Annotated in this window: 23 protein-coding genes; 12 read left to right on the top strand and 11 right to left on the bottom strand. The window is 63.4% G+C overall.

Annotated elements, in window-relative coordinates:
• Positions 1 to 32: 32 nt before the first annotated feature.
• The 4 genes from AC4QBL_RS06485 to ppk2 form a co-directional block, all read right to left on the bottom strand.
• Entirely contained in the window at positions 33 to 1,076 is a 1,044-nt protein-coding gene (locus AC4QBL_RS06485) for an ArsJ-associated glyceraldehyde-3-phosphate dehydrogenase (protein WP_472906346.1), read from the bottom strand.
• Positions 1,077 to 1,172: 96 nt separating this feature from the next.
• Positions 1,173 to 2,474 (bottom strand): hypothetical protein, encoded by a 1,302-nt coding sequence (locus AC4QBL_RS06490; protein ID WP_472906345.1) that lies wholly within the window; start codon positions 2,472 to 2,474, stop codon positions 1,173 to 1,175.
• Positions 2,471 to 2,824, bottom strand: coding sequence for an ArsR/SmtB family transcription factor (locus AC4QBL_RS06495; RefSeq protein WP_472899222.1), 354 nt, complete (start codon positions 2,822 to 2,824; stop codon positions 2,471 to 2,473). The genes AC4QBL_RS06490 and AC4QBL_RS06495 overlap by 4 nt, the downstream gene beginning before the upstream one ends.
• 71 nt (positions 2,825 to 2,895) lie before the next feature.
• Positions 2,896 to 3,822: a polyphosphate kinase 2 gene (gene ppk2 / locus AC4QBL_RS06500; RefSeq protein WP_472906344.1), complete on the bottom strand. Its 927-nt coding sequence runs from the start codon at positions 3,820 to 3,822 to the stop codon at positions 2,896 to 2,898.
• Positions 3,823 to 3,999: 177 nt separating this feature from the next.
• Between ppk2 and AC4QBL_RS06505 the strand changes: the two genes are divergently transcribed.
• From AC4QBL_RS06505 to AC4QBL_RS06520, 4 genes are all read left to right on the top strand, one after another.
• Complete coding sequence (locus AC4QBL_RS06505; RefSeq protein ID WP_472906343.1) at positions 4,000 to 4,866, top strand: GNAT family N-acetyltransferase; 867 nt, start codon at positions 4,000 to 4,002, stop codon at positions 4,864 to 4,866.
• A 48-nt stretch (positions 4,867 to 4,914) separates the two neighbouring features.
• Positions 4,915 to 6,027, top strand: a complete 1,113-nt coding sequence (locus AC4QBL_RS06510; protein WP_472906342.1) for a glycosyltransferase family 4 protein — start codon at positions 4,915 to 4,917, stop codon at positions 6,025 to 6,027.
• A gap of 73 nt (positions 6,028 to 6,100) precedes the next feature.
• A complete protein-coding gene (gene ppk1 / locus AC4QBL_RS06515; RefSeq protein ID WP_472906341.1) occupies positions 6,101 to 8,179 on the top strand; it encodes a polyphosphate kinase 1 in 2,079 nt (692 codons plus the stop codon).
• An 18-nt stretch (positions 8,180 to 8,197) separates the two neighbouring features.
• Entirely contained in the window at positions 8,198 to 8,680 is a 483-nt protein-coding gene (locus AC4QBL_RS06520; RefSeq protein WP_472906340.1) for a SixA phosphatase family protein, read from the top strand.
• 47 nt (positions 8,681 to 8,727) lie between these two features.
• On the opposite strand, the gene AC4QBL_RS06525 is transcribed toward AC4QBL_RS06520, so the two are convergent.
• The 4 genes from AC4QBL_RS06525 to ppx all read right to left on the bottom strand — a co-directional run bounded on the left by AC4QBL_RS06525 (position 8,728) and on the right by ppx (position 15,133).
• On the bottom strand, positions 8,728 to 9,318 hold the full coding sequence (locus AC4QBL_RS06525) for a hypothetical protein (protein WP_472906339.1): 591 nt from the start codon (positions 9,316 to 9,318) through the stop codon (positions 8,728 to 8,730).
• Between the two features lie 143 nt (positions 9,319 to 9,461).
• Entirely contained in the window at positions 9,462 to 12,377 is a 2,916-nt protein-coding gene (locus tag AC4QBL_RS06530; protein ID WP_472906338.1) for a hybrid sensor histidine kinase/response regulator, read from the bottom strand.
• Between the two features lie 26 nt (positions 12,378 to 12,403).
• Complete coding sequence (locus AC4QBL_RS06535) at positions 12,404 to 13,519, bottom strand: response regulator (RefSeq protein WP_472899230.1); 1,116 nt, start codon at positions 13,517 to 13,519, stop codon at positions 12,404 to 12,406.
• Between the two features lie 129 nt (positions 13,520 to 13,648).
• The gene (ppx, locus tag AC4QBL_RS06540; protein ID WP_472899231.1) at positions 13,649 to 15,133 is read right to left on the bottom strand and encodes an exopolyphosphatase; all 1,485 of its coding nucleotides are present in this window, start codon (positions 15,131 to 15,133) and stop codon (positions 13,649 to 13,651) included.
• 198 nt (positions 15,134 to 15,331) lie between these two features.
• Here ppx and AC4QBL_RS06545 point away from each other — a divergent pair, with 198 nt between their 5' ends.
• The 8 genes from AC4QBL_RS06545 (at position 15,332) to phoR (ending at position 22,843) form a co-directional block, all read left to right on the top strand.
• Complete coding sequence (locus AC4QBL_RS06545) at positions 15,332 to 15,919, top strand: TlpA family protein disulfide reductase (protein ID WP_472906337.1); 588 nt, start codon at positions 15,332 to 15,334, stop codon at positions 15,917 to 15,919.
• A gap of 189 nt (positions 15,920 to 16,108) precedes the next feature.
• Positions 16,109 to 17,143: a phosphate ABC transporter substrate-binding protein PstS gene (gene pstS / locus AC4QBL_RS06550; protein ID WP_472899233.1), complete on the top strand. Its 1,035-nt coding sequence runs from the start codon at positions 16,109 to 16,111 to the stop codon at positions 17,141 to 17,143.
• 108 nt (positions 17,144 to 17,251) lie between these two features.
• Positions 17,252 to 18,241 (top strand): phosphate ABC transporter permease subunit PstC, encoded by a 990-nt coding sequence (pstC, locus tag AC4QBL_RS06555; protein ID WP_472899234.1) that lies wholly within the window; start codon positions 17,252 to 17,254, stop codon positions 18,239 to 18,241.
• A gap of 39 nt (positions 18,242 to 18,280) precedes the next feature.
• Positions 18,281 to 19,138: a phosphate ABC transporter permease PstA gene (gene pstA, locus AC4QBL_RS06560; RefSeq protein WP_472899235.1), complete on the top strand. Its 858-nt coding sequence runs from the start codon at positions 18,281 to 18,283 to the stop codon at positions 19,136 to 19,138.
• A gap of 28 nt (positions 19,139 to 19,166) precedes the next feature.
• Positions 19,167 to 19,973: a phosphate ABC transporter ATP-binding protein PstB gene (pstB, locus tag AC4QBL_RS06565; protein ID WP_472899236.1), complete on the top strand. Its 807-nt coding sequence runs from the start codon at positions 19,167 to 19,169 to the stop codon at positions 19,971 to 19,973.
• 56 nt (positions 19,974 to 20,029) lie between these two features.
• Positions 20,030 to 20,731: a phosphate signaling complex protein PhoU gene (gene phoU, locus AC4QBL_RS06570; RefSeq protein ID WP_472899237.1), complete on the top strand. Its 702-nt coding sequence runs from the start codon at positions 20,030 to 20,032 to the stop codon at positions 20,729 to 20,731.
• A 64-nt stretch (positions 20,732 to 20,795) separates the two neighbouring features.
• Positions 20,796 to 21,527, top strand: coding sequence for a phosphate regulon transcriptional regulator PhoB (gene phoB / locus AC4QBL_RS06575; protein WP_472899238.1), 732 nt, complete (start codon positions 20,796 to 20,798; stop codon positions 21,525 to 21,527).
• Positions 21,524 to 22,843: a phosphate regulon sensor histidine kinase PhoR gene (gene phoR / locus AC4QBL_RS06580; RefSeq protein ID WP_472899239.1), complete on the top strand. Its 1,320-nt coding sequence runs from the start codon at positions 21,524 to 21,526 to the stop codon at positions 22,841 to 22,843. The genes phoB and phoR overlap by 4 nt, the downstream gene beginning before the upstream one ends.
• Positions 22,844 to 22,864: 21 nt before the next feature.
• Here phoR and AC4QBL_RS06585 read toward each other — a convergent pair whose 3' ends face one another.
• From AC4QBL_RS06585 to rho, 3 genes are all read right to left on the bottom strand, one after another.
• Positions 22,865 to 24,604 (bottom strand): hypothetical protein, encoded by a 1,740-nt coding sequence (locus AC4QBL_RS06585; protein WP_472899240.1) that lies wholly within the window; start codon positions 24,602 to 24,604, stop codon positions 22,865 to 22,867.
• Positions 24,605 to 24,776: 172 nt separating this feature from the next.
• Positions 24,777 to 25,061 carry a type B 50S ribosomal protein L31 gene (locus tag AC4QBL_RS06590; protein ID WP_304834566.1) on the bottom strand — a complete coding sequence of 95 codons (285 nt, stop codon included), beginning with the start codon at positions 25,059 to 25,061 and terminating at the stop codon, positions 24,777 to 24,779.
• 188 nt (positions 25,062 to 25,249) lie between these two features.
• A complete protein-coding gene (gene rho / locus AC4QBL_RS06595; protein ID WP_304834567.1) occupies positions 25,250 to 26,512 on the bottom strand; it encodes a transcription termination factor Rho in 1,263 nt (420 codons plus the stop codon).
• Positions 26,513 to 26,532: the final 20 nt, after the last annotated feature.

Here is a 26,532-nt window from a genome sequence, read left to right on the forward strand (position 1 = left end):
CCGAACGGTAGGGTGGGTTGGGCTGGCATGGCTCAGATGCCCTTGGCTTCCAGATGACAAGCCAGGTCCACCATGCGGCACGCGTAGCCCATCTCGTTGTCGTACCAGGCGTACACCTTCAGCAGCGTGCCGTCGGTCACCATGGTCGAGAGACCGTCCACGATGGAGCTGCGCGTGTCGCGGGCGTAATCGGCACTCACCAGCGGGCGGGCCTCGTAGCCCAGAATGCCGGCCAGCGGGCCGTTGGCGGCGGCTTCAAACAGCGCGTTCACCTCTTCGGCCGTGGTGCTGCGGTTGAGCTCAAACACGCAGTCGGTCAAAGAGGCGTTGAGCGCTGGCACGCGCACCGCGTGGCCGTTGAGCTTGCCCTTGAGCTCGGGGTAGATCAGCGCAATGGCGGTGGCGCTGCCCGTGGTGGTGGGTGCCAGGCTCATCATGGCGCTGCGGGCGCGGCGCAGGTCTTTGTGTGGCGCGTCCACCACCAGGTTGGTGTTGGTGGGGTTGTGCAGCGTGGTGATCTGGCCGTGCTTGATGCCGATGGCTTCGTGCACCACCTTCACCACCGGTGCCAGGCAGTTGGTGGTGCAGCTCGCAGCGGTCACGATGCGGTCGCGCTCGGGCTGGTACAGGTGCTCATTCACGCCCACCACGATGTTGAGCACACCTCCTACCTTCACCGGCGCGGCCACGATCACGCGCTTGGCGCCGCGGTCCAGGTGGCCCTGGATGGTCTCGGGCGTGAGAAATTTGCCGGTGCATTCCAGCACCAGGTCCACGCCCAAGTCACCCCAGGGAATCTCGGCGGCGGTGGCGTGTTCGCTGAACGTCAGACGTTGGTCGTTGATGCGAATCGCATCGCTGCCTTCGGCGGCGATGTGGGCGCGCCATTTGCCCTGCACACTGTCAAAGGCCAGCAGGTGGGCGGTGGCGGCCGCGCCGCCTTTGATCTCGTTCAGGTGCACCACCTCCAGGCGGTTGCCAGCGCGTGGGTCGGTGCTTTCGCGCTCGGCTGCGCCGAAGGCGGCGCGCAGGGCCAAGCGGCCAATGCGGCCCATGCCGTTGATACCTACTTTCATCGTTCGGTCCTCAAAAGGTGAAAGAAAACTGGGAAGACGCTTCAATAACCATTGAATTATTATTGGGCTGTGTGACAGCGGGGTGACATGTTGTGGCTACACGCTGGGTGGAGCCGTCCAGTGCGCGTTGAGGTCTGGCAATACCACCACCGGCGAAAAGCCACCGCCTTCGGTGCGGAAGTTGGTGGTCTGGCCGGCCCAGGTGCGGGCTGCCAGCAACTGGATGTGGCCGCCGTATGTGTAGGCGCGCAGATCGAGCTTGAGCCGGGTGGGTTGGCCGTCCACCATCACCAGGCGCTCGCTGGGCGGCACGGTGGTTTGCGCCACGTAGTCGCCCGCCAAAATCTCGGCCCACACCCGGCGGGTCAGCTTGTCGCCCCGGTAGGCGGCCCGGGCGCCAAACCCGGCGGCGGGTTTGAAAAACAGGCCGCGCCGCTGGGCCCACAGGGCGACTGCGTTTTCCTCGGTGACGGCCTGCGTGCTGGGCACCACCGCCTGCAAGGTGGCGCGGTCAGCGCTTGTCACGCTCCAGGCTTCCAGTTGCGCCGGGTCCGACAGGGCGATCAGGTTGCGCTTGTTCGCGTACAGCGCGTGCGCGCGGGGGTGCGGCGTGACCACCGCCGCGCCAGCCAGGTAGGCCCGTTGCAGGGCTTCGTGCTCGGCGTCTTGCAGGTAAAAGTCGGTCAGGCGGTTGTAGACCAGGTCCACCGGCATGCCGGGGGGCAGGGCGGGGTGCCAGAGCGCGCCACCTTGCCAGTGCAGTTCGCGCGGGTCGGCCACCACCGCCAGCAGCCCATGGGCCGCAAACAGCGCCTGGGCCATTTCAAACTCGGGCGCCAGGTACTGCTGGGCGGGCGCGTCGTCCACGATCACCACGTTGCGCAGCGGTGCGCTGCCCCGCTGGGCATGCCATTCCTGGCGGAACATGGCCACGAACGCCGCCTCGATCGGCGCTGGTACCCCTTCCGAGGCGGCTGGATGGACGCCACAGCACACGCGGTGCGCACGGGCCAGCGCTGCGTTGAGCAAGGCGCCGCCCGCGTTGCTGTTGATCTCGATCAGCTTGGGGCCATCGGCCGCCAGGTGAAAGTCGTAGCCCATGAAGACCCCCGCCGGCCCCCAGTTGAGCTGTGCAATAGGGTGGGCCCGGGCCAGGGCCTGTGTTTGCCAGGCCGGCAGGGCCATCACCCGTTCCAGCGCGTCCACCGCTTGCACCAGTTGGGCGTTGACGGCCTCGTCCAGAAACACGGCGGTGGCCGAAAACAGGTGGGGGTGGCTTTGGGTCAGCCGGTCCGTCATGCCCTGCAGCGCCGGGCTGGTTTCCAGCTGCTCGCGCAGGCGCTGGGGCTCCAACGTCTGGCAGGCGCAGGCCAGGTTGAGCGCGTCGGCGGCGCTCATGGCGCGGTGGCGCAGGTTTTGGGCCCGCAGCCGGTTGACACTTCGCAGGGCTCGCCGGCACAGCAGTGCTCGGTCAGGTAGCCCAACAAGGCGTTCATGCGGTCAAAGTTGGCGCGGTAGATGAGGTGGCGGCCCCGCGGCTCGGCGCTCACCAGATCGGCCTGGCTCAGTTCTTTCAGGTGAAAAGACAGGGCGCTGGGCGACACCCCCAGCCGCTCGGCCATGGTGCCGGGCGTGAGGCCTTCGGGTCCTGCCACCACCAGTTCTCGAAACGCCCGCAGGCGCTGCACCTGGGCCAGTGCGGCCAGGGCGCGCAAGGTGTTGTCTTCCTGGGGTGTGGCGGTGTGCATGTTTCAACTATACAAGAATGGTTGAAACATATCGACGACCCCCAGCGGTTCAGACCGATCCCCAAAGACGCTCAGTACCGCTCGGGCACGATCATCGAATCGGGCACGGGCTGGCGCAAATAGTCGGGGTTGCGCACCCGCCCAGGCAGCACCACCTCGGGCCGCGCCACTTCGGTGTAGGCAAACTGCTCCAGCAGGTGCTGGATGCAGTTCAGGCGGGCCTTCTTTTTGTCCACCGCCTGAACCACCCACCAGGGTGCTTCAGCAATGTGGGTGCGCTCAATCATGGTCTCTTTGGCCTTGGTGTATTCCTCCCAGCGCCGGCGCGACTCCAGGTCCATCGGGCTGAGCTTCCACTGCTTCAGCGGGTCGTGAATGCGCCCCAGAAAGCGCAGGTGTTGCTCGTCGTCGGTGATGGAAAACCAGTATTTGATGACCCGAATGCCCGAGCGCACCAGCATGCGTTCGAACTCGGGCACCGAGCGGAAGAACTCTTCGTACTCGTCGTCGGTGCAAAAGCCCATGACCTTCTCCACCCCGGCGCGGTTGTACCAGCTGCGGTCAAACAACACCATTTCGCCTGCGGCCGGCAGGTGGGCGGCATAGCGCTGAAAGTACCACTGGGTGCGCTCGCGGTCGTTGGGCGCCGGCAGCGCCACCACGCGGCACACCCGCGGGTTGAGCCGCTGGGTGATGCGCTTGATCACGCCGCCTTTGCCGGCTGCGTCCCTGCCTTCAAACAGGATCACCACCTTTTCTTTGGTGTTGGCCACCCAGTCCTGCAGCTTCACCAGCTCGCCCTGCAGCCGGAACAGCTCGCGAAAATAGGCCAGCCGTTGCGCTTTTTCGTCAGCCGTCTGTGTGGTGCTGGGGCTGTTTAACGCCTCACCGTCGAACCAATACCCATCCTCCATTTCCAGCTCCAGCGCTTCGTCGTAGCTGTCCAGCAGGTCGCGCTCCATGCGGCGACTCAGGGTTTCAGGTGGGTTGACATGCATGGCCGTGGCTCCGTTGATGAAGTTCAGCAACTTACGCCGCTTGTGTGACAGCGTCGTGACCCACGGGCTGCCGAGCGGCTGTCACGCGTTCGTCATGCGGTTGCCACGGGTGCGTCATGCCTGCTCTCAACAATCAGCTCTGTCACCACGTGGTGGCAGACCAGAGGAGCCTTCCTGATGAAAGAACTACCCACGCCCACGCTGGATTTGTCGCCCGCCTCGCGGGTGCAGGCGCTGCGACAGCCGCGCACCGATTTCAAGCCCCAGCCCCTGGTGGGCGCACCCGCTGCGGCTGGGCCGACCGCGGCAGGCATTGAGGTGTCCTGGGCTCGGCACCTGGACGAAGTCCGTGAGGCCCAAAGACTGCGGCACAGTGTGTTTGCCGGTGAAATGGGCGCCATCTTGTCCAACGCGGTGCCAGGGCACGATGTGGACCTGTTCGATGATTTTTGTGAACATCTGCTGGTGCGCGACACCACCACCCGTCAGGTGATTGGCACCTACCGGGTGCTGACGCCCGCTCAGGCCAAGCGGGTGGGCAGCACCTACAGCGACACCGAATTTGACCTGACCCGGCTGCGCAACGTGCGCGAGCGCATGGTGGAGCTGGGTCGGAGCTGCGTGCACCGCGACCACCGCCACGGCGGCGTGATCATGGCGCTGTGGGGTGCCCTCGCGGCGTTCATGGTGCGCAACCAGCTCGACACCATGATCGGCTGCGCCAGCATTCCCATGCAGCACCAGGGCCCGCACGGCATGGTGGGCGGGGGCCATGCGGCGGCCAGCATCTGGCGCCAGCTCAAAGCAACGCACCTTGCCCCCATCGACTGCCATGTGCGGCCGCGCCTGCCCCTGCCCATTGAGCAGCTGGACGACACGCTCGATGTGGACCCGCCTGCGCTCATCAAAGGCTACCTGCGCCTGGGCGCCAAGGTCATGGGCCCGCCGGCCTGGGACCCAGATTTCAATGCCGCCGATCTGCCCATGATCATGCGCATTTCGGATCTGCCCAGCCGTTACCGCAAACATTTTCTGGGCGCTTGAGACCCGAGGTGCTCGCGGCGCCAGCCACAAAAAAAGGGAGACAAAAACATGAAAATTTTGCTGATCACCGATGCCTGGAAACCACAGACCAACAGCGTGGTCACCACCCTGGTGGAGCTGGTGCGCGAACTGCAGACGCAAGGCCACGAAGTGGTGGTGGTTCACCCCGGGCAATTTCGCACCTGGTCGTGCCCCGGTTTGGCGGGGCTGGCTCTGGCCTTGTGGCCAGGGCACCGGCTGGGCCGCATGATGGACGCGGCCCAGGCAGACGCCATCCACATTGCCACCGAAGGCCCGTTGGGCTGGGCGGCACGGCGCCATTGCTTGCGCCACCAGCGGGCGTTCACCACCGCTTTTCACACCAAGTTTCCAGACATCTTGCGCACCACAATGGGTATGCCCCTGGCTTGGGGCTATGCCTTGCTGCGCCGCTTTCACCGCCCCAGCAGCGCCGTGATGGTGCCTACGCTCGGGGTGCTTCACATGCTGCAGGGCAAGGGGTTTCAGAATCTGCGTGAGTGGTCACATGGCGTGGACACGCGCTTGTTTGCATTCTCACGGGAGGCGTCCGAATACCCTTCGCTCGGGCACCTGGCCCGCCCGGTCAGCCTGTGTGTGGGGCGCGTGGCGGCTGACAAAAACATCGAAGCGTTTTTGAATCTGGATGTGCCTGGTAGCAAGGTGGTCTGCGGCGTGGGTCCGATGGAGGCGGTTTTGCGCGAGCGCTACCCCAACGTGCATTGGCTGGGCGCCTTGCCACGCCACGAACTGGCCCATGTGTACGCTGCGGCCGATGTGCTGGTGTTCCCCAGCCGCAGCGAAACCTTTGGCCTGGTGATGCTGGAGGCCATGGCCAGCGGCTTGCCCGTGGCCGCCTACCCGGTGGACGGCCCCTTGCAGGTGGTGGGTGACAGCGGTGCCGGTGCCCTGCGGGAAGACCTGCACGAAGCCTGGTCCGAGGCCCTGCGGATCAACCGCGAGCAGGCCCGTGCCCGCGCCAGGGTGTTTGGCTGGCGCCCCGCAGCCGAGAGGTTTGTGGCGTTGTTGGCCTGGCTGCCGCGCCAGGCACCGGCGCCCCAGCGGTTTCGCCCAGCGGGCGCGGTGCCCGCACCGGCACCAGAACCGTGTAAAACTGTCACACGCATGTCATCCGCCCGTTGAATAATTGTCAAATAGACGCACCAGCGCTGTTTGTCGGGGGGACGGGCAACGACTGGGCCATTCGACGGGAACCATGAGCGCCAACAGCCACAACCACCGCTTGCATTTTCTGGACAGGGACCACAGCATCCTGGCCTTCAACGAAAGGGTCATGGACTGGGCCCGGCGTGCAGACGTGCCACTGCTGGAGCGGCTGCGCTACCTGAGCATCGTGTCCAGCAATCTCGACGAATTTTTTGAGGTGCGCATGGCGCCCCACCTCGCTGCGCGAAAAGCCAACGAGCAGCGCGGGCTGTACACGGTGGAAACACACGACCGTGTGTCCGCCAAGGTGCATGCTCTGGTGGCCCAGCAATACGCCATCTACAACGACGAACTCTTGCCTTTGCTGGAAAAAAAGGGCATCAAACTGGTGGCGCACGGCGAGCGCAACCCGCGCCAGCGCCGCTGGGTGAAAGAGTTTTTTGTGCGCGAAGTGCAGCCGCTGCTGATGCCGGTGGGGCTGGACCCGGCGCATCCGTTTCCGCAGGTGGCCAACAAGTCGCTCAACTTCATCGTGCGCCTCACCGGCAAAGACGCGTTTGGGCGTGAAAACGAAATTGCCATCGTCAAGGTGCCGCGCATCTTGCCGCGTTTCTTTCGCATGCCGCCCATCAAGGGCTCCAAGCAGACGCACTTTGTCTCCATTTCCAGCCTGATCCGCTCGCACCTGGCCGACCTGTTCCCCGGTCGCCAGGTCACCGAGTTTTCGCAGTTCCGCGTCACCCGCCATTCCGATCTGGCGGTGGACGAAGAAGAGGTGAAAAACCTGCGCACGGCCTTGCGCAAGGGTTTGCAGCAGCGCCACTACGGCGAGGCGCTGCGGCTGGAGGTGTCGGCCGGCTGCTCCGAATACCTGTCGAGTTTCTTGCAGGCCCAGTTTGCGTTGCCCGCTGAAGCCTTGTACCGCGTGCCCGGCCCGGTCAATCTGGTGCGCTTGAACCAGCTGATTGACCAAGTGGACGCCCCAGCGCTGCGGTTTGAAGGCTTCCACGGCGGCTGGCCCGCACAGCTCACCCCCGGGCAGTCGTACTTTGAGCGGCTGCAGCAGGGTGACGTGCTGATCCACCAGCCTTACGAGAGCTTTGACGCTGTGCTGGCCTTTCTGCGCGAAGCGGTGGAAGACCCGAACGTGCTGGCGATCAAACAGACCATTTACCGCACCGGCGCCAAGTCCGAGCTGATGAACCTGCTGCGCGAAGCGGTGCGCCGGGGCAAAGAAGTGACGGCGGTGGTGGAGCTGAAGGCGCGCTTTGACGAAGAAGCCAACATCAATTACGCCGAGCGGCTGGAGTCGGTGGGTGCCCAGGTGGTGTACGGCGTGGTGGGCCTGAAAACCCACGCCAAGATGCTGCTGGTGACGCGGCGCGAAGAAGGCCGGCTGCGCCGCTACGGCCATATTTCCACGGGCAACTACAACCCTGGCACCGCGCGCCTCTACACCGACCTGAGCTACCTCACGGCAGACGATGCACTCACCGCCGACCTGGAGCAGATCTTTTTGCACCTGGCCAGCCAGAACCGCCTGCCCAAACTCAACAAAGCGCTGATTGCACCGTTTCACCTGCACAAGTCGATGCTGGAAAAAGTGGAAGCGGCAGGCGCTGCTGCGCGCGAGGGCAAAGACGCTCGCATCGTGCTGAAAATGAACGCGCTGACCGACGAGCCACTGTCCCGCGCGCTGGCCCATGCTTCGCAGCAGGGCGCCAAGATCGAACTCATCGTGCGCGGTGCCTGCATCTTGCCGGCCCAGGTGCCCGGCGTGACCGACAACGTGCGCATTCGCTCGGTGATTGGGCGTTTGCTGGAGCATTCCCGCGTGTGCTATTTCCGGGTGGATGGGGCCGAAGAGCTGTGGCTTTCCAGCGCCGACTGGATGAACCGCAACATGCTGCGCCGGGTAGAACTGGCGTGGCCGGTGACCGACCCGGTGTTGCGCCACCGCATCATGGACGAGTGCATCAACGCCTACCTGCACGACACCAAAGACGCCTGGCTGCTGCAGCCCGATGGCTCGTACGTGCCCGCAGGCCTGACCGGCACGGGCAAGTCACGGGTCGTGCTGCATTCGGCGCAGGCCATGTTGATGGCCCGTTATGGCAGCAAAGGCTGACCGCTTCAAAGGACCCCGATGGACCTGATTTTGTGGCGCCATGCCGAAGCCTACGAACACCCCGACCCGGTGCTGGGCCGTCAGGGCGACACGCTGGACCTGGCCCGGCGACTCACGCCCCGGGGTGAAAAACAGGCTGCGCGCATGGCCGCCTGGCTCGACCGCCAGTTGCCGGCAGCAGCTCGCGTGCTGACCAGCCCGGCGCAGCGCACCGAACAGACCGCGCTGGCGCTGGGCCGCAAATACAAAGTGCGTGCAGAACTGGCACCGGGTGCCGATCCGCTGACGTTGCTCGACATGGTGCAGTGGCCCAACAACAAAACGCCGGTGGTGGTGGTGGGGCACCAGCCGACCTTGGGGCAAGTGATTGCCCGTCTGCTGGGGCTGGCCGAAGAAGACTGTCCGGTGCGAAAAGGGGCCCTCTGGTGGCTGCGCCAGCGCGAGCGCGGTGGCGAACTGCAGACGGTGCTCTACACGGTACAAACACCCGAGCTGCTGTAGCGCACCGGCGATGCGCTGAGCGCTGTTTTACCAGCGCTGGCATGTACTCAAACCTGGGTTGGCGCTTCGGCTGCGGCTGCTAGCACCATTGGCTGGGCGGCAACAGGGGCAATGGGCTTTGCGGCCGGCTTTTTGCGCGGCACGGGCTGGGTTGCCTTGGCTGGGGCTGGCGCCGTGGTGCGGGCCTTCCGGGCCGGCACTGCGCGTTTGGCCGCAGCCTTCACGGCAGGCTTGGCCGCCGATTTCGCTGCTGGTCGCGTCACCACCTTGGCCGTGCTTTTGACGGCTGGTTTGACAGGCGCTTTGGCGGGCGCCTGGGCGGCAGCGGTTGCCGTGGCCTTGCGGGCAGCGGGCTTGCGAACCACTTTCAGGGCTTCAGCCGCGGGCAGTTCGGCAGCCGGGCGGCCGGTTTTCAGTGTCGGGATGGCGGCCAGCGCGGCTTTGTACGCCCTGTCGCTCAAGCTTTGCAGCAACTTGAGTCCGGCGCGCAGCAACTCGCTTTTCTTCACCGACGTGCCCAGCGCAATCGCACGCACCTTCATGTCTTCAATCACCACGTACTCGGCTTTGGGGATGGTGAAACTGTCGCGAACGAGCTTGGGTTTCTTGTTGGTGGTCTTGTTGGGTGTGTTGGCCATGGGGCGCTCCTTGGGTTAATACGCCACCAAGTATAAATGGTGTATACGGTTTATACCTTTATGTCAAAGGCACGACAAAGCCGTGACACAACGGGTTGGCGCCTTGGCCGAGCGGCCCCAGCGGTGGGGCGCCGGAGCGCGCTTCAAGACGCGTTGAATGCGCGCCGGGTGCCTTGCTCGCAGGCGGCAAGCCATGCCAGTTCGGCCGACACCACCACCTGGTGCCGGGCCGACGACTCCACCGCTTCGCACGCAGCCGCGAGCCGCATGGCTCCCACATTGGCCGCAGCGCCTTGTAAATGGTGCGCGGCTTGTTGCACTTCTTCAAAACGCTGCAGTGCAGCAGCGTGCTCAATGGCTTGTACCCGGCTGCCCAGCGTTTGCAAAAACTCGTCCATGATTTCTCGGCGCAGGCTGCCGTTGGCGTCGTCCAGGTCCCTGAAGCTGGCCCAGCGGGTTTCGTCCAGCCACGGCGGCTGTGCTTCGGTGTGCGGCGCTGGTTGGGGCTGTGGGCTGGAGGTTGTCCAGGGTTTCAGCGCCTGTGCCAGGGTTTGCAGGTCAAGGGGTTTGGCGAGGTAGTCCGACATACCGGCTTCCAGGCAGCGCTGCCGGTCTTCACCCAGCGTGGAGGCCGACACGCCGATGATCACCGGCGCCCGGGCGCCCAGCTTGTCGCCGATCTTGCGCGCCGTGGCCACGCCATCCAGTTCGGGCATGTGGCTGTCCATCAGCACGAAGGCATAGGGTTGCGCGTCGTGCTGAGCCCGCTCGATCGCGGCAAGGGCTTGAAAGCCGCTGGTCACGGTGTCGTGCGGGTAGCCCAGGCGCTGCAACATGGCCGAAGCCACCTTGAGGTTGACCCGGTTGTCGTCCACCACCAGCACGCGCTGCGGGTGCGATGGATGGGGCTGGGGCGGCAGGGGCGCTGCGGCCACCTGCTGCAGTTCAGCGGCCGCAGCTTGCAGGGTGAAACTGAAGGTCGAGCCCACGCCCGGCTGGCTGCTGACGCTGATCTGGCCACCCATCAGCTCCACCAGGTGCTTGCAGATCATGAGGCCCAGGCCGGTGCCGCCGTAGACCCGGGCGGTGGAGGTGTCGCCCTGGGCAAAGGGCTGAAACAGATCGCCCAGGCGCTCGGGGCTGATGCCCACCCCGGTGTCGGTGACGCTGAAGCCCAGCACCATGGGTTGTTCGTTTTTCGCCGGTTGCTCGATCCAGACCCGCAGCATCACCTCGCCCTGGTGGGTGAACTTGATGGCGTTGGACAGCAGGTTGAGCAGCACCTGGCGTAGCCGCGTGACATCGCCACACACCGCCTGAGGTACCTCGGGTGCGATCTGCACGGCCAGCCGCAAGCCTTTTTCGCTGGCCTTGAGCTGGATGATGTTGCAAGCGTCCTGTATGGCGCCGCGCAGGTCCAGTGGCAGGCGCTCCAGCCGCAACTTTCCGGACTCGATTTTGGAAAAATCCAGGATGTCGTCCACCACGTTCAGCAGCTGTTCGCTGGACACCCGGAGCACACCGAGCAGGTCTTTTTGGGCTGGCGTGAGGTCGGTTTCGGTCAGCAGTTCGCCCATGCCGACCACGCCGTTGAGCGGTGTGCGGATCTCATGGCTCATCACGGCCAGGAAGCCAGCCTTGGCTTTCACGGCGGCCAGGGCTTCCTCGCGCGAGGTGGCGAGTTCGGTGGTGCGCAGCTGCACCCGCTGTTCCAGCAGCTGGGCGGCTTCGCGCAAGGCTTCGTTTTTCTGCTGAACCTCGCCGTTGAAGGCCTGCAGCTTGAGCGCGCTGTCGTGCATGACCTTGGACAGGTGGTGCACCTCGCTGAAGGGCGCTCGCTCTTGCACCGGGGGCACCTGGCCCGCACCCACGGCGGTGGCCGAAGCGTTCAGGTGCCTGAACTGCCGCGACAGCCCACGCGCCACGGCAAACGCCAGCAGCCCGCTCAGCCCAATCAGGGCCGCCATGGCCAACAGCGCCCACTGTCTCGCCTGTGTGACCTGGCTGGTGAAATCGGCTTCGGGGGCCACGACGATGAGCTGCCAGTCGAGATCGTATTTCTTGCCAAAGGGCCGCTGCAGCGCAATCAGCCGGTTGGAGGACAAGCCGAGCCGCTGTTTCCAGTCGGGCTGGGTATCGAGCCGCACCAGCCCGGTGTCGCGCTGCACGCCCTCGCGAAACTGGGCGCGCAGCTGGGTGAACGATTCGCGGATCAACGGCTCGGTGCTTTGCAGGGGCGAAATGCGCTGGTATTTCTCGTTCACCTTGAAGCTCAGCTCTTCCAGCGCAGAGGACGCGACCATCAAGCCCTGGCTGTCGACCAGGTAGGTCACCGCGTTGTCGCTGATGCGCGTGCTGCGGATCAGCTCGGTCAGCCGGGCCAGGCTCATGTCCACGGCGATCACACCCAGCAGGGTGCTGCCGTCCACATCAAAGATGGGTTGCGCCAGCGTCAGGTCAAACTGGGCCTTGACGGCCGAGCGGTACACGTCGGTGAAGGTGCGTTTGCCGGTGGCGGTGGCCAGCTGGTACCAGGGCCGTTTGCGCGGGTCGTAAATGCTGGTTTCCACCCGAACCAGTTGGGTGCGGTCGCCGGACTGCGCCAGTTTGTAATGGCGCCGGCCGCTGTCGCCGGGCCGAATGTGCCGGGCGATGAAGCCGCCACCTTCGCGCTCAAGACCGAAAAATGTGCCGTCGGTGGTGCCGAAATACAGGTAAGGCACATTGGGCGACTGCTGGGTCAGGGCATAGGCCATGGACTCGAACTCGGCCGTGTTGGACAGCCACTTGCGGGTGCGGTCGGCCTCTGCGCCGGTGGTGACAAAAGGCGGTACCAGCGCGTTGACCACGGTGTGCGATTCGCCCAGGTGGGCAAGCGCGCCCACGTCTACGCGGTGCGCTGCCTGGCTCATGGCGTTTTCAGCCAGCGTGTTGATGGACTTGGAGCTGTTGGACGACAGCAGCCAGGCCACGAGCAAGGCAGGCACCAGGGCCGACAGGACAAAGGCGGTGACCAGTGTGGGGCCGAGCGACAGGCGGCGCGTGGTGCGTGGGCTCATGGCTGTGACGGCGTTGGGTTTGTGGTTCACGCGGGCAACGGACCCACGGCACACACGTCCATGGGCTCGGGCCGGTGCGGCAGGTGGGCCAGGTAGCGCTGCAGCGGGCGCACGGCACCCGTGACACTGCGCAGCACCGAAACCGACACCGTGATGGGGCCATGTTCCTGCAGGGCGTTGCGCTGCAGCGCAATGGTGTCCACCACCGTTTCGCCCACGGGCACAGTTTGTGTGGCGCCGCCCAGCAGCCCTTCAAGCCGCATCATGGCCACCGGGCCGTTGTGCAGGGCCATGCGCACTTCAAAGCGGGGCAGGGCGCGCTCGGGAAAGTGCTGGGCAATGAACCGGTCGACCGCCACGGTGGCGTTTTTCAGGCCCAGTGCCGCACGCACGGCGCGCAAGCTGTGCGGTGCCGAGTGTGTGGCGCCTTTTTCGGTGAACACCGCCACGACCCCGTCACCCACAAACTGCAGCGTGCTGGCGCCAAACAGGAACACCGTGTCACCGCTGTTTTCGTAAAAGCGTTTGAGCACCTGACCCAACTCGCCTGCGCTCAGCGCCTGCACCCATTGCGCGTGGTTGAGCACACCCACGCACAGCACGGTGGCGTGGTCGTGGCTGTCGGCTTGCTGGGCCGGACTGCCGGTGGGCCATTGTTCGTTCAGCGCCAGGGCCAGGCGGTCTTCAAAATCGTCGCCCAGCGCCTGGGCCTGTTGCGCCAGCGCGCCCGTGAGGGCGCTTTGCACCTGGAGCGCCTGCGCCGCTGCCCGCAAGCTGGACTTGTTGATCTGCGCGTGGACCGCTTCGCGCAGGTCGCGCGACTGGAACGGCTTGGTGAGGTAGTCGTCAGCCCCCATGCGCATGCCCTGGCGCATGTCTTTGCGCTCCTGCAGCGAGGTCAGCAAAATGAACGGCGTGAGCAGCAGGTCCGGGTCTTTGCGCACCGCGTCCAGCAGCTCAAAGCCGCTCATGCCGGGCATGTTCACATCGCTCACCACCAGGTCGGGCCGGTGCGTGCGCGTGAGCGCCCAGCCCGATTGCCCGTCGGCCGCAGCCAGCACCTCGTGGCCCATTTTTTCCAGCACCACGCTGAGCAGTTTGCGTGTGCCTGGATCGTCTTCTGCGACCACGATGCGTGCCATTGCCTGAACTCCCTGGGGGTTACGTTGAACGCATCCTAGGCTGCCTACTTGAGCGCCGCCTGACGGCGGCGCAGAGCCGCGCGCTTGAGCCACACCAACGTGATGAATTCACGTTGCCATGGCGCAGCGTCAACGGAGGTCGGCGGTGAACTTCCAGGCGGTTTTTTGCCAAGCCAGTACCTCTTCACCCAGCAGCCACGCCGACTGCGGGTAGCGCTTGGCCCAGCCGGGGTTGGTGGCCAGCTTGAAGGCCCCTGGCTTGAAGGTGAGCTTGACCGACTCGTGCTCGGGCATTTGCCGCGCATGGCACAGCAGCACCGCCAGGCGCAGGCTCATGAGCTGCTTGGCAAACAGCTCGTCGGTCAGCTCTTGTTCGAGCTTGCGCAGCTTGCCACGCTGCCCCAGCACCAGCTGGCTCATGCGGTGCAGCTCGGAAAACGAGAAGCCTGGCGCGTCCACGTTGTCCAAAATGTAGGCACCGTGGTGGTACGACCGGTCGTGGGAAATGTGCGTGCCGATCTCGTGCAACCGAGCCGCCCAGGCCAGCTTTTGCGAATAGCGCTCGTTTTGCGCGTCCAGCGCAGCAATTTGGGCAAACAGCGCCGTGCTCACAGTGCTGACGCGCTGGGCTTGCGCCTCGTCGGCTGAAAAGCGGGCCGCCAGCCAGCGCACGGTGCGCTCGCGCACGTCGCCGCCGTCGGTGTCGCGGTCGATCAGGTCGTACAGCGCGCCGTGGCGCAGGGCGCCTTGGGCGGGCACCATCTGCTGAATGTCAAACAAGTCGAAAATGGCGCGCAACACGCTCACGCCACCACCCAACACCGGGCGGCGGTCTTCTTTCAAACCTTCTACCTTGAACTGGTCGATATGGCCCGCCTTGATCAGGCGCTCCACCAGCCAGTCGAGCCCGGACCGTGTGATGACGCCCGAAGCCCAGCCGTTGGCGGCCAGCAGGTCGGCCACCGCGCTCACCGTGCCGGACGAGCCATAGGCCACGCTCCATTCGGAGGGGGGGAAGTTGTCCAGCGCTTGGTCCAGCACGGCTTTGGCGGCAATTTCGGCGGTTTTGAACGCTGCCGCGGTGAACTGCCCTTTGGCGAAATAGCGGGTGGACCAGGCCACGCTGCCCAGCCGGTACGATTCCATGTGGTTGGCCTGGTAGCCCTGACCCAGAATCATTTCGGTGGACCGACCGCCAATGTCCACGACCAGCCGTTTTTCGTCCGACTGGGGCAGCAGGCGCGACACGCCCTGGTAGATCAGGCGCGCTTCTTCGTGGCCCGACACCACCTCAATCGCAAAACCCAGAATCGTCTGGGCTTTTTGCAGGAATTGATCGCGGTTTTTGGCTTCGCGCAGGGTTTGTGTGGCCACGGCCCGCACCTGCTGCTTTTTGAAACCGTGCAGGCGCTCGCCAAAACGGGCCAGGCATTCCCAGCCCCGCTCCATGGCGGCCAGGCTCAGGTTTTTGTCTTCATCCAGGCCGTTGCCCTGGCGCACGGTTTCCTTGATGTATTCGATGCGCTCAATGTGGCCCGATTGAAAGCGCCCGATTTCAAGCCGGAAGCTGTTGGAGCCGAGGTCGATGGCGGCTAGTAAGGTACCGTTTTGCATGGAAAGTTGGAGTCAGCCCAAAATACCCGGGCCGGCGTTGTGCTTATCGTTGAATTGCCCGGATTGTGACGCATCGCACAAGCCCAAAGCTTGCAAAGCCGATCGAACGATGTGCCAAGGGCTGGCCGCGTTGTTGATCGGTCTACCGTTGTGCTGACAAAATGGTGCTCTGTGCGCACCGACACGGAAGAATTTGCCTTGAAAACCACAGAACACCCTGGTGAATCGCGGCCAGCGGCCAGCCAGCGCAGCGAGCGTCGCCAATGGCTGGCGCGAGCCGGCGCTGCCGCGTTGGCGTTGGGCAACCCTTGGCCCTTGGCCTGGGCACAGCCCGCTTCGGCCGCAGCTGAAGAGGCCGGGGCGCCAGCGCTGCCAGCGCTGGGCAGCGTGCTGGTGGTGCCGCCCATTCGGCTGCTGGACGGTGCCTTGTTTGATGCGGCGCAGCATGCGGGCCAGCGCTTGCTGGTGTACTGGTGGTCCAGTACCTGCCCGTTTTGCGCCTTGCAGAGCCCGAGCATGGAAAAACTGTGGCAAAGCCAGCGTGGCAAGGGTTTGCAGATGCTGGCGCTGTCCATTGACCGGCAACCGGAGGCTGCCAGCGTCTATTTGAAGCAAAAAGGGTACAGCTTTCCAGCGGCCTGGGCCAGTCCGGCGTGGCGCAAAACCTTCCCCAAGCCGCGCGGCCTGCCCATTACCCTGCTGCGGGGCACTGATGGCCGGCTTGTGCTGGCCGAGCGTGGGCAAATGTTTGCTGAAGACGTGGAGGCCATCGCCGCGCTGCTTTGACCGGTGCGCGGTACCTGCCAGGCAGGTGCCCTGAGGCCTTGGCGGCTGTTGGCGGGCGGGTGACCCAGCCCTTCAGGCGGGGTTTGACACGTGGCGGTCGCGAAAGGTTTTTGTGACTGTCACAGGGTTGTCACATTGGGTCCCTAGAGTCTGGGTTGTGGATTTGATTCAACAACCCAAAGGACTCACATGAACACCAAGCGTACCCTGCTCAAGACCGTGGCTGCTGCTGCGTTTGCTTCCATCGCCATGGGTTCTGCCCTGGCTGCCGACATCACCGGCGCTGGCGCCACGTTCCCATTCCCTATCTATGCCAAGTGGGCCGAAGCCTACAAAAAAGAAACTGGCATCGGTCTGAACTACCAGTCCATCGGTTCCTCGGGCGGTATCCGCCAGATCCGTGCCAAAACGGTGGCCTTTGGCGCGACCGATGCGCCGGTGAAGGGAGAAGAGCTCGACCGCGACGGAATGGTGCAATTCCCGGCCATTATTGGCGGTACCGTGCCTGTGTTCAACCTGGAAGGTTTCGGAAAGGGCGAGTTGCGCGTGACCGGCCCGGTGTTGGCTGAAATGTTCCTTGGCAAAATCAGCAAGTGGAACGATCCCAAGCTGACGGCCTTGAACCCTGGCAAGAAGTTGCCGGATGAAACCATCACCATCGTTCACCGCGCCGATGGCTCGGGCACCACCTTCAACTGGACGGACTACCTGGCCACCGTTAGCAAAGAATGGCTCGACACCGTGGGTCGTGGCGCTGCAGTGAAGTGGCCTGCGCCTACCTCCGTGGGCGGCAAGGGCAACGAAGGTGTGGCCGCCAACGTGAGCCGCACCAAGGGTTCGCTGGGTTACGTGGAGTACGCGTACGCCAAGAAAAACAACATCTCGGTGATGGCGCTGCAAAACAAAGACGGCAAGTTCGTCATGCCCGGTGACGACACATTCGGTGCGGCCGCCGCAGGCGCCGACTGGTTCAGCGTTCCCGGCATGGGCCTGTCCATCGTCAACCAGCCTGGTGCCAATGCGTATCCTGTGACCACCGCCTCGTTCATCTTGATGTACAAAGAGCCGGCCGACAAGGCGCAGTCGGTTGAAGTGTTGAAGTACTTTGACTGGGCGTTCAAGAACGGCAAGCAGCTGGCGCTGGACTTGGACTACGTGCCGTTGCCCGATGTGCTGACCAAGCAGATTCGCGAGCGCGTCTGGACGCAAATCAACACCAAGTAATGGTTTGTCGGGCCGGCTAGAGCCGGTCCTGAACCACCAGCTCCCCATGGGCGCTGGTGGTTTGTTGTTCCCCCGCGTCAGGAAGACCCTATGCCTGCAACAGCCACCATGAAACCGACCCTTACCACCGCATCTTCTAACGACTTGCCCAGCGCCTCCATGGTGTCTGTGGCCAAGAAGCAGCGTCTGCAAGACGCCATCTTCCACCGCCTGACGCAGTTCTTTTCGCTCATGGTGCTGGTCGCGCTGGTGGGCATCATTGTTTCGCTGTTCATCAACGCCTGGCCCACGTTTGCCAAGTTTGGCGCTCATTTCCTCTGGTATGTGGAATGGGACATCATCAACGAAGAATTTGGTGCCGCGATCTCCATCGTCGGTACCGTGATCAGCGCCGGTATTGCGCTGCTGTTGGCCGTTCCGCTGGCGTTCGGCATTGCGGTGTTTTTGACCGAAACCTGCCCGGTCTGGTTGCGTCGTCCGCTGGGCACCGCCATTGAGCTGCTGGCGGCTGTGCCCTCCATTATTTACGGCATGTTTGGCCTGTTTGTGTTCGCCCCGGTGTTTGCAGACTACCTGCAGGTGCCGCTGCAAAGTGTGCTCGGCGGCATGCCGCTGGTGGGTTGGCTGTTTGGTGGTGCCACCAACGGTCTGGGCATCATGGCTGCCGGCATCATCTTGGCCTTCATGGTGCTGCCATTTGTGGCCGCGGTGATGCGCGATGTGTTTGAGATCACCCCGCCCATCCTGCGCGAGTCGGCTTATGGCCTGGGTTGCACCACCTGGGAAGTGGTGCGCAAGGTGGTGCTGCCTTACACGCAAAAAGGCGTCATCGGCGGCATCATGCTCGGCCTGGGCCGGGCTCTGGGCGAAACCATGGCGGTCACTTTTGTGATCGGCAACGCCAACCGGTTGCCCACTTCCTTGTTTTCGCCCGGCACCTCCATTGCCTCGGTACTGGCCAACGAATTCGGCGAAGCCGAAGGCCTGCATTTCAACACCTTGTTTGCGCTGGGATTTTTGCTGTTCTGCATCACGTTTGTGGTGCTGGCCATGGCCAAGCTGTTGATCTTGCGCGCCGAGAAGGCCAAGGGTACCTAAGGCGACTTGTCTGCAGCACACAAGCAAAACAACACCACCATGCAATCCAACACCACCCCCCTGTACCGCCGCCGTCAGCGCACCAACCTGATTGGGCTGACGCTTTCGATGGGCGCCATGACCCTTGGCCTCATCGCGTTGCTCTGGATTCTCTTTGTGCTGTTTTCCAACGGCATCGCGGCGCTTGAAGTCAGCCTCTTTACGCAGGACACGCCTGCCCCAGGTTCCGAAGGTGGGGGTTTGCGCAATGCCATCGTGGGCAGCTTGATGATTGTGGGTCTGGCCGTGCTGGTGTCCACACCCATCGGCATCCTCGCTGGTATTTACCTCACCGAATACGGCGACACCAGCAAGACCGCCGAGTTCACCCGGTTTGTGACCGACATCATGCTGTCGGCACCCAGCATTGTCCTGGGCCTGTTCGTGTACGCCGTCGCAGTGGCCACCGTGGGCAACTTCTCGGGCTATGCGGGCAGCCTGGCGCTGTCGCTGATCGCGATTCCTGTGGTCATGCGAACCACCGAAAACATGCTGCGCCTGGTGCCCGGCAGCCTGCGCGAGGCAGCTTTTGCCCTCGGCGCGCCGCGTTGGAAAGTGTCCACCTTGGTTACCTTGCGCGCCGCCAAGAGCGGTGTCATCACCGGCTTGCTGCTGGCCGTGGCCCGCATCAGCGGTGAAACCGCGCCGCTGCTGTTCACCGCACTGAACAACCAGTTCTTCAGCACCAACATGGGCGCCCCCATGGCCAACTTACCTGTGGTGATCTTCCAATTCGCCATGAGCCCCTACGACAACTGGATTGACCTGGCCTGGGGCGGCGCCCTGCTGATCACCCTGGCTGTGCTGGCGCTCAATATTTTGGCCCGTGTCTTCTTCCGCGAAAAAGTTCGCGCCTGACATCCATTACCCGAATCTGGACACCACCATGAACGCTACTGCACTGGCACAAGCTCCCACCCAAGCGGCTGACACGTCGAAGAAAAACGCGCTCGAAGTGCGCAACCTTGATTTCTATTACGGCAAATTCCAGGGTCTGAAAAACGTCAACCTCGACATCGAAGAACGCAAGGTCACGGCCTTCATCGGCCCCTCGGGCTGTGGCAAGTCCACCCTGCTGCGCACGTTGAACCGCATGTACAGCCTGTACCCGGGTCAGCGGGCCGAGGGTGAAATCAACTTTTACGGACAAAACATCCTGGACCCCAAGCAAGACTTGAACCTGCTGCGCGCCCGCATTGGCATGGTGTTCCAGAAGCCCACGCCGTTTCCCATGACGATTTACGACAACATCGCCTTCGGCGTGAAGCTCTACGAAAACCTGAGCAAGGGCGATATGGACGACCGCGTGGAGTGGGCGCTGTCCAAGGCGGCGTTGTGGAATGAGGTGAAAGACAAGCTCGGCCAAAACGGCATGAGTCTTTCGGGCGGTCAGCAACAGCGCCTGTGCATCGCGCGCAGCGTGGCTGTGAAGCCTTCGGTGTTGCTGCTGGACGAGCCTACCTCGGCGCTCGACCCGATTTCTACCGGCAAAGTGGAAGAACTGGTGCATGAGCTCAAGAGCGACTACACCATTGCCATCGTCACGCACAACATGCAGCAGGCCGCCCGCTGCAGCGACTACACCGCCTACATGTACCTGGGTGAGCTGATCGAGTTCGGTGCCACCGAGCAGATCTTCTTCAAACCCCAGCGCACCGAGACCGAGGACTACATCACCGGTCGTTTCGGCTGATCTGCCTCACCTTGGACCGTTTGGTGTGCCCACCTTTTTGTATCGGGAGAGCCTTTATGAGCGACAAACACATTTCCAGCCAGTTCGACGCTGAGCTGAATTCCATTTCCACCCATGTGCTTGAAATGGGCGGGCTGGTCGAATCGCAACTGCACCAGGCGGTGTATGCACTGGTGCATCTGAGTCTGGAATCGGCGCAGCAGGTGCTGGAAAACGAGGCGAAAATCAACCTGATGGAAGTTCAGATTGACCACGAAATCATTTCAACCATCGGGCGGCGCCAGCCCACTGCGCGTGACCTGCGTTTTTTGATGGCGATTTCACGCACCACGCAAAACCTGGAGCGTGCCGGTGACGAGGTGGCGCGCATTGCCCGCATGGTCAAATCGATCATTGAAAGCGGCTCGCCGCGCAACCTGCCCAGCTCCGAGCTGCGCGTGGCCGCCGACCTGGCCGCTGCACTGCTGCGCAAAACCCTCGATTCGTTCGCCCGGCTTGACACCGTCATGGCGGTGGCCATCATCAAGGGCGACGACGAGATTGACCAGGAATACGACGGATTTCTCCGCAAACTCATCACCTACATGATGGAAGACCCGCGCACCATTTCACCCAGCCTGGACCTGCTGTTTCTGGCCAAATCGATCGAGCGTGTCGGCGACCATGCCAAAAACATTGCCGAGCAGATCATCTTCATCGTCAAAGGGGAAGACGTGCGCCACACCTCCATGGACAACGTGGAGTCGGTCGCCGGATGAACACGCAACACAGCCATTTGGCGGGTGCCGCATCACCCGCACGACAAGGCGCAGGGGCGCTGTCATGAGAAAGCTTCCCCGCGTTTTGGTGGTCGAGGACGAGCCGGCCATTGCCGAGTTGATCGCCGTGAACCTGCGCCACAACGGGTTTGCACCCACGGTGGTGTTTGACGGTGCCGCAGCCCAGCGCGAAGTGGATGCCGTGTTGCCCGACGTGATCTTGCTCGACTGGATGCTGCCCGGCGAAAGCGGCGCGTCGCTGGCGCGGCAGTGGCGCAAGCACGAGCGCACGAAGACCGTGCCCATCCTCATGCTGACCGCGCGCAGCGACGAGTCAGACAAGGTGCAGGGTCTTGATGCGGGTGCCGACGACTACATCACCAAACCGTTTTCCACCCAGGAACTGCTGGCACGCATCCGTGCCGTGCTGCGCCGGCGTGCGCCCGAGATCGTCAACGACTCGGTGCAGGTGGGCGAACTGACGCTGGACGCCGCGACCTACCGGGTGGGCTTTCGAGGGCAGGAACTGAAGGTCGGCCCGACCGAATTCAAGCTCTTGCACTACCTCATGAAGCATGCTGAACGGGTACATACCCGTGGTACGCTGCTCGACAAGATCTGGGGAGACCATGTCTTTATCGAGGAGAGAACCGTGGATGTGCATGTCAAACGCTTGAGGGAATCGCTGGGTGAAGCCGCCGCCATGGTGGAGACGGTGCGCGGTGCGGGCTACCGCATCACCGCCCTGAACACCGCCGGTCGGGCAGGGCAGGACGCCAGCACGCCTGCCGCATGACCCGTCGTGCGATTGAATTGCTGTTCCTCGTGGCGGTGGGGGCGGTGTGGGGTTGGGCGCAGGACGCGGCGGCCTGGACGTTTGCCGGCGCCTTGATGGGCGCTCTGGTCTGGAGCATCTTTGATGGCCTGCGGGCTCGCAATGTGCTGCTGTGGCTCAACAAGGCCGATGCCTCACGTTCGCCCCAAGTTTCAGGCACCTGGGGTGAGGTGGTGGAACGCATTCGCAAGCTCATCAAGAAGCTGGAGAAAAAAGCCCAAAACAGCGACGCCCGACTGGAAGACTTTCTGGCCGCGATCCAGGCATCACCCAATGGCGTGGTGCTGCTCGATTCGGCGGGTCGCATCGAATGGTCCAACCTGACCGCAGCCGGTCACCTGGGGTTTGATCCGCAGCGCGATCTGGGGCAGTACGTTCGCAACCTGGTGCGGGCTCCAGCCTTTGTGTCGTATTTGGCTGGGGGCGATTTTTTGGCCGAGATCCAGATTGATGGGCCCGGCGCCCGGCCATCGCAGCCTTCAAAAATTTCGCTGCAGATTCACCCATACGGGAAAAAACGCAAGCTGATGCTGACGCGCGACGTCACGGCCGTGCAATTGGCTGAAGCCATGCGCCGCGACTTCGTGGCCAACGTTTCACACGAAATTCGAACCCCGCTGACCGTGCTGAGCGGTTTCGTGGAAACCATGCAGACCATTCCACTGGAAGAATCTGACCGAGAACGTTACCTGGGCTTGATGAGCCAGCAAGCCCAGCGCATGCAGACGCTGGTGAGCGACTTGCTCACGCTCTCAAGGCTTGAAGGCAGTCCGGCGCCCGGGCCGGGGGAGTGGATCGCCAGCGACGAGTTGCTGGACCACGTCATCCAGGAAGCCCGCGGGCTTTCGCAGGCCATCGCCAAGCCCGCGCACGACATTCGGGCGACCGATGCGCCGCCGTTCTGGGTCTCGGGTGCCAAGACCGAACTGCTCAGCGCGATGTCCAATCTGCTGAGCAACGCCGTGCGTTACACGCCGGGCGGTGGGCGTGTCGAGGCCGGTTGGCGCTTGCGTGATGACGGCTATGGCGAGTTTTTTGTCAGTGACACCGGCCCGGGCATTTCGGCAGAGCATCTGCCCCGGTTGACCGAGCGTTTTTACCGCGTGGACCGCAGCCGTTCACGTGAAACCGGAGGCACTGGCCTGGGGCTGGCGATTGTGAAACACGTGGCGCAGCGCCATGGTGGGCAGGTGGATGTGCACAGCGTGCTGGGCGAAGGCGCCACGTTTGTGATGGCGCTGCCGCCGAACCGGGTGCGCGCTCGCGTGACGGGCTGATCCGATGCCCTGCGGTGGCTTTTAGTCTCCGACGCGCTGGTACACCAGCAAGCTTTCTTTGTTATCGCCCAAGCGGCGGACGGTGGCCTTGAAAGCCCATTGCGTGAGGTCGACGCGTTGGTCCAGCGTGCGCTGGCTGCCAGGCGTTGCCACCAGGGTGCGGCAAGCGGGCGCTGGGCCGGTGGTGCTGCGTTGAAGCGCCAGCCCTCCGTGGTATTGAAGCCCGGCAATTTGGGCTTGCGACAAGCCATCGGCCACCACGCAGGTTTGCGGTGGCACCATGCTCGCAATGCGGCGCGCGATGGGGCCGTAACTGCGCCCAAAGTCCAAGAGCGGGAGCCACAGTGTCATGAGCAACAGCCAGCACAAGGTGCTGCCCGCAGCGGGCAACACCAGGCTTTTCCAGATCGCTTCACGGTGCTTGCCCACGCGCCAGGCCACCAGCCAGATCCAGGCACCTGTAGCCAGCGCCGCCACCACAAACAAAAACAGCGAAAACTCGGGCACGTAGCCGGGCGCCAGTTTGGCCACGTTGGCGGCTGGCTTGGCGGGCACCCCGGTCATCATGGCAAACCAGATCACCCAGATCACCAGCCCGCAGCCGGTGAAGAAGAGCAGGGTGAACCAGTCGATCAACGCCGATACGCTGCGCCGCAGCGTGGGCAGCGCGAAGGCTGCCAGCGCGGCCAGCGCTGGCAGTGCCAGCAGCAGGGCGCGGTCCCGTTCAGGCGATAGCAGGCTGTCAACCACGCTGACCGCTGCAGCCCACAAGGGCAGGGCGACATGGGGTTGAAGCAGTTGCTGGCGCCACCGCCAAAGGGTCCACAACACCAGAGGCCAGGCCGGCCAGGTGAACCACAACAACAGCCGGCCCCAGCTGCTCCAGTTCACGGAGCGCAGTGAGGTTTGCAGTTCGGCCGCAGGCACCAGTCCGGCCAGGGCCGAACCGAGCAGCACCAGCGCCAGCAGCACTGCAGCCCACAAAACGGGGCTTCTCCACACCGGGGTTGCGTCGCCTTGCGGGTCATAGGCGGCGCTGTCGTTTGCGGCCCTCTGGGATCGCCGAGCCAGAAACACACCGAGCAAAAGGCCAGCACCGAGCCCGGCGGTGATCCAGGGCGCTCCGCTGAGCACCAGTGCCAGGGCCGACAGCGCCCACACCGCCAGCGTGCGTGCGGTGGCGCGCAGGTCGGTTTGCGCCAGCGTGGCCGCGGCATAGAGCATGGCCGAAACCATGGCGAGTCGTGCCAGGTCGGGTGTGGTTTCGTGCGACAACTGCGCCAAACCCAGGCAGGCCACCAGGGCCAGCAAGCCCGCGTCTGCCATGGCGCGGGCGTAATCGGTGGGTTGCGCCTCGCCGCCAAAGGCAAAGCTCACGGGCTGTGCAGCAGGTTGGCGCGCCAGCTGGTACACGGCGTACCAGGTGCAAACCAGGGTGAGCGCCAGCAACATGCCAAAGGGCAGCCTCGCCGCTATGTCGGCAGACAAGAACGGCAGCAGCTTGATGAACAGCGCACCCAGCCAGTAAGGCAGTGGGCCAGCTTCTTCAGCAGCGACACCCAGCACCTGCGGCTGCCACCAGCTGGAGTGGCCGGCCGCCATTTCCAGCATGACACCAAAGGCGGTGACGTCGGCGTTTTTCCAGGGCTCACGCCCGAGAAAGCCCGGCAGCACATAAGCGACACAAAAAAGAATGAGCGCAAGCCGCGGCAGGCGGCGCACAGCCGACTGGCTGACGATGGCAGGGGTGCTGGTGTTCACTGCGCAGAATATACAGGGCGTTTCACGTGGCATGGCCTTCGGCGCAGGGGCCGGGCTCGCTGCAGGCGTGCTGGCTGTTCAAGACGGAAAGGGCGAAAAAAAACAGCCGGCGAACCGGCTGTTTTTTTGCGGGAGCGTACCGAAACCGGGTGGGGTTCGGACGTTGACCGGCTTACTCGGCAGCAGGTGCCGGCGCAGCAGCGGCAGCGGTGCCCTTGCCGTAACGGTTGCGGAAACGCTCGACGCGGCCGCCCATGTTGTCCACGCTTTTCTGGGTGCCGGTATAGAAGGGGTGCGATTCGCTGGAGGTGTCCAGCTTGAACAGCGGCAATTCGCGGCCGTCTTCCATCTTCACGGTCTCTTTCGTGTTGGCGCAAGAGCGCGTCACGAATTTGAAGCCGTTGGACAGGTCAACGAAGCAGACTTCGCGGTAGTTGGGGTGAATGCCGTCTTTCATGACGTTTCCTTAGGGCAGGTGCGACAGCCGCAACGAAACCACTTCGTTGTACTTGCCGCGAGTTGTAAAGCTTTATATTATAGCCCGGGAATCAAGCTTGAGCCTCGGTGCGAAATGCCTTCAACCGGGATCATCGCGGAACCGGCTTGCCGGGCCGCTGGTGGTGCCCTTTAGGGGGCTGGGCTTGATCAACCGCCTCTTCGCATCATGTCGAAGAACTCGGAGTTGTTCTTGGTCGACTTCATGCTCTTGAGCACCATCTCCATGGCCTCAATTTCGTCCATGTTGTACATGAACTGGCGCAGGATGCGGGTCTTCTGAAGGATCTCGGGCTGCAGCAGCAACTCTTCGCGGCGGGTGCCGCTGCGGTTGAGCTGGATCGACGGGAAGACGCGCTTTTCGTACAGGCGACGGTCAAGGTGGATTTCGCAATTGCCGGTGCCTTTGAATTCTTCAAAAATTACCTCGTCCATGCGGCTGCCGGTGTCCACGAGTGCGGTGGCGATGATGGTGAGCGAGCCACCTTCTTCAATTTTGCGTGCCGCGCCAAAGAAGCGCTTGGGGCGCTGCAGGGCGTTGGAATCGACGCCGCCGCTCAGCACTTTGCCGGAAGAGGGTAGCACGTTGTTGTAGGCGCGGGCCAGGCGGGTGATCGAGTCCAGCAGGATCACCACGTCTTTTTTCAGCTCGACCAGACGCTTGGCGCGTTCGATCACCATTTCGGCCACGTGCACGTGGCGCGCTGCGGGCTCGTCAAAAGTGGAAGCGATCACGTCACCACGCACCGTGCGCTGCATTTCGGTCACTTCTTCGGGACGCTCGTCCACCAGCAGCACCAGCAATTCCACTTCGGGGTGGTTGGCGGTGATGGCGTGGCAGATGTGCTGCATCATGACCGTCTTGCCGCTCTTGGGCGGTGCCACGATCAGGGCGCGCTGACCACGGCCAATGGGCGCAATGATGTCAATGACGCGTCCGGTGATGTTCTCTTCCGACTTGATGTCGCGTTCCAGACGCATCTGTTCTTTGGGGAACAGTGGCGTCAGGTTTTCAAACATGATCTTGTGCTTGTTGTCCTCCGGGGGCAAGCCGTTGATCTTGTCAAGCTTGTTGAGCGCGAAGTAGCGCTCGCCGTCCTTGGGAATGCGCACTTCACCTTCGATCATGTCGCCGGTGTGCAGGTTGAAGCGGCGGATCTGGCTGGGCGAAATGTAGATGTCGTCGGTGGACGCGGTGAAGCTCGTGTCCATGTTGCGCAGAAAGCCGAAGCCGTCGGGCAGCACTTCGAGCACGCCGTCGGCGTTGACCAGTTCACCACCCTTGGCGCGCTTTTTGATGATGGCAAACATGAGTTCCTGTTTGCGCATGCGGCCGGTGTTTTCAATCTCAAGGGCTTCTGCCTGCTTGAGGACTTCAGACACGTGCAGTGCCTTGAGTTCGTTGAGGTGCATGGAATTCACTCCAAACAACG

Source organism: Hydrogenophaga sp. L99 (genome assembly GCF_058731905.1).

Excerpts from the sequence above, each read along its gene's own strand:
- AC4QBL_RS06530 (WP_472906338.1), bottom strand. The coding sequence starts at position 12,377 with ATGAGCCCACGCACCACGCGCCGCCTGTCGCTCGGCCCCACACTGGTC.
- pstA (WP_472899235.1), top strand. The coding sequence starts at position 18,281 with ATGCAATCCAACACCACCCCCCTGTACCGCCGCCGTCAGCGCACCAAC.
- rho (WP_304834567.1), bottom strand. The coding sequence starts at position 26,512 with ATGCACCTCAACGAACTCAAGGCACTGCACGTGTCTGAAGTCCTCAAG.
- AC4QBL_RS06520 (WP_472906340.1), top strand. The coding sequence starts at position 8,198 with ATGGACCTGATTTTGTGGCGCCATGCCGAAGCCTACGAACACCCCGAC.
- phoU (WP_472899237.1), top strand. The coding sequence starts at position 20,030 with ATGAGCGACAAACACATTTCCAGCCAGTTCGACGCTGAGCTGAATTCC.
- pstS (WP_472899233.1), top strand. The coding sequence starts at position 16,109 with ATGAACACCAAGCGTACCCTGCTCAAGACCGTGGCTGCTGCTGCGTTT.
- phoR (WP_472899239.1), top strand. The coding sequence starts at position 21,524 with ATGACCCGTCGTGCGATTGAATTGCTGTTCCTCGTGGCGGTGGGGGCG.
- ppk1 (WP_472906341.1), top strand. The coding sequence starts at position 6,101 with ATGAGCGCCAACAGCCACAACCACCGCTTGCATTTTCTGGACAGGGAC.
- AC4QBL_RS06525 (WP_472906339.1), bottom strand. The coding sequence starts at position 9,318 with ATGGCCAACACACCCAACAAGACCACCAACAAGAAACCCAAGCTCGTT.
- AC4QBL_RS06495 (WP_472899222.1), bottom strand. The coding sequence starts at position 2,824 with ATGCACACCGCCACACCCCAGGAAGACAACACCTTGCGCGCCCTGGCC.
- pstC (WP_472899234.1), top strand. The coding sequence starts at position 17,252 with ATGAAACCGACCCTTACCACCGCATCTTCTAACGACTTGCCCAGCGCC.
- AC4QBL_RS06485 (WP_472906346.1), bottom strand. The coding sequence starts at position 1,076 with ATGAAAGTAGGTATCAACGGCATGGGCCGCATTGGCCGCTTGGCCCTG.
- pstB (WP_472899236.1), top strand. The coding sequence starts at position 19,167 with ATGAACGCTACTGCACTGGCACAAGCTCCCACCCAAGCGGCTGACACG.
- AC4QBL_RS06510 (WP_472906342.1), top strand. The coding sequence starts at position 4,915 with ATGAAAATTTTGCTGATCACCGATGCCTGGAAACCACAGACCAACAGC.
- AC4QBL_RS06505 (WP_472906343.1), top strand. The coding sequence starts at position 4,000 with ATGAAAGAACTACCCACGCCCACGCTGGATTTGTCGCCCGCCTCGCGG.
- ppx (WP_472899231.1), bottom strand. The coding sequence starts at position 15,133 with ATGCAAAACGGTACCTTACTAGCCGCCATCGACCTCGGCTCCAACAGC.
- AC4QBL_RS06590 (WP_304834566.1), bottom strand. The coding sequence starts at position 25,061 with ATGAAAGACGGCATTCACCCCAACTACCGCGAAGTCTGCTTCGTTGAC.
- AC4QBL_RS06490 (WP_472906345.1), bottom strand. The coding sequence starts at position 2,474 with ATGAGCGCCGCCGACGCGCTCAACCTGGCCTGCGCCTGCCAGACGTTG.
- phoB (WP_472899238.1), top strand. The coding sequence starts at position 20,796 with ATGAGAAAGCTTCCCCGCGTTTTGGTGGTCGAGGACGAGCCGGCCATT.
- AC4QBL_RS06535 (WP_472899230.1), bottom strand. The coding sequence starts at position 13,519 with ATGGCACGCATCGTGGTCGCAGAAGACGATCCAGGCACACGCAAACTG.
- ppk2 (WP_472906344.1), bottom strand. The coding sequence starts at position 3,822 with ATGCATGTCAACCCACCTGAAACCCTGAGTCGCCGCATGGAGCGCGAC.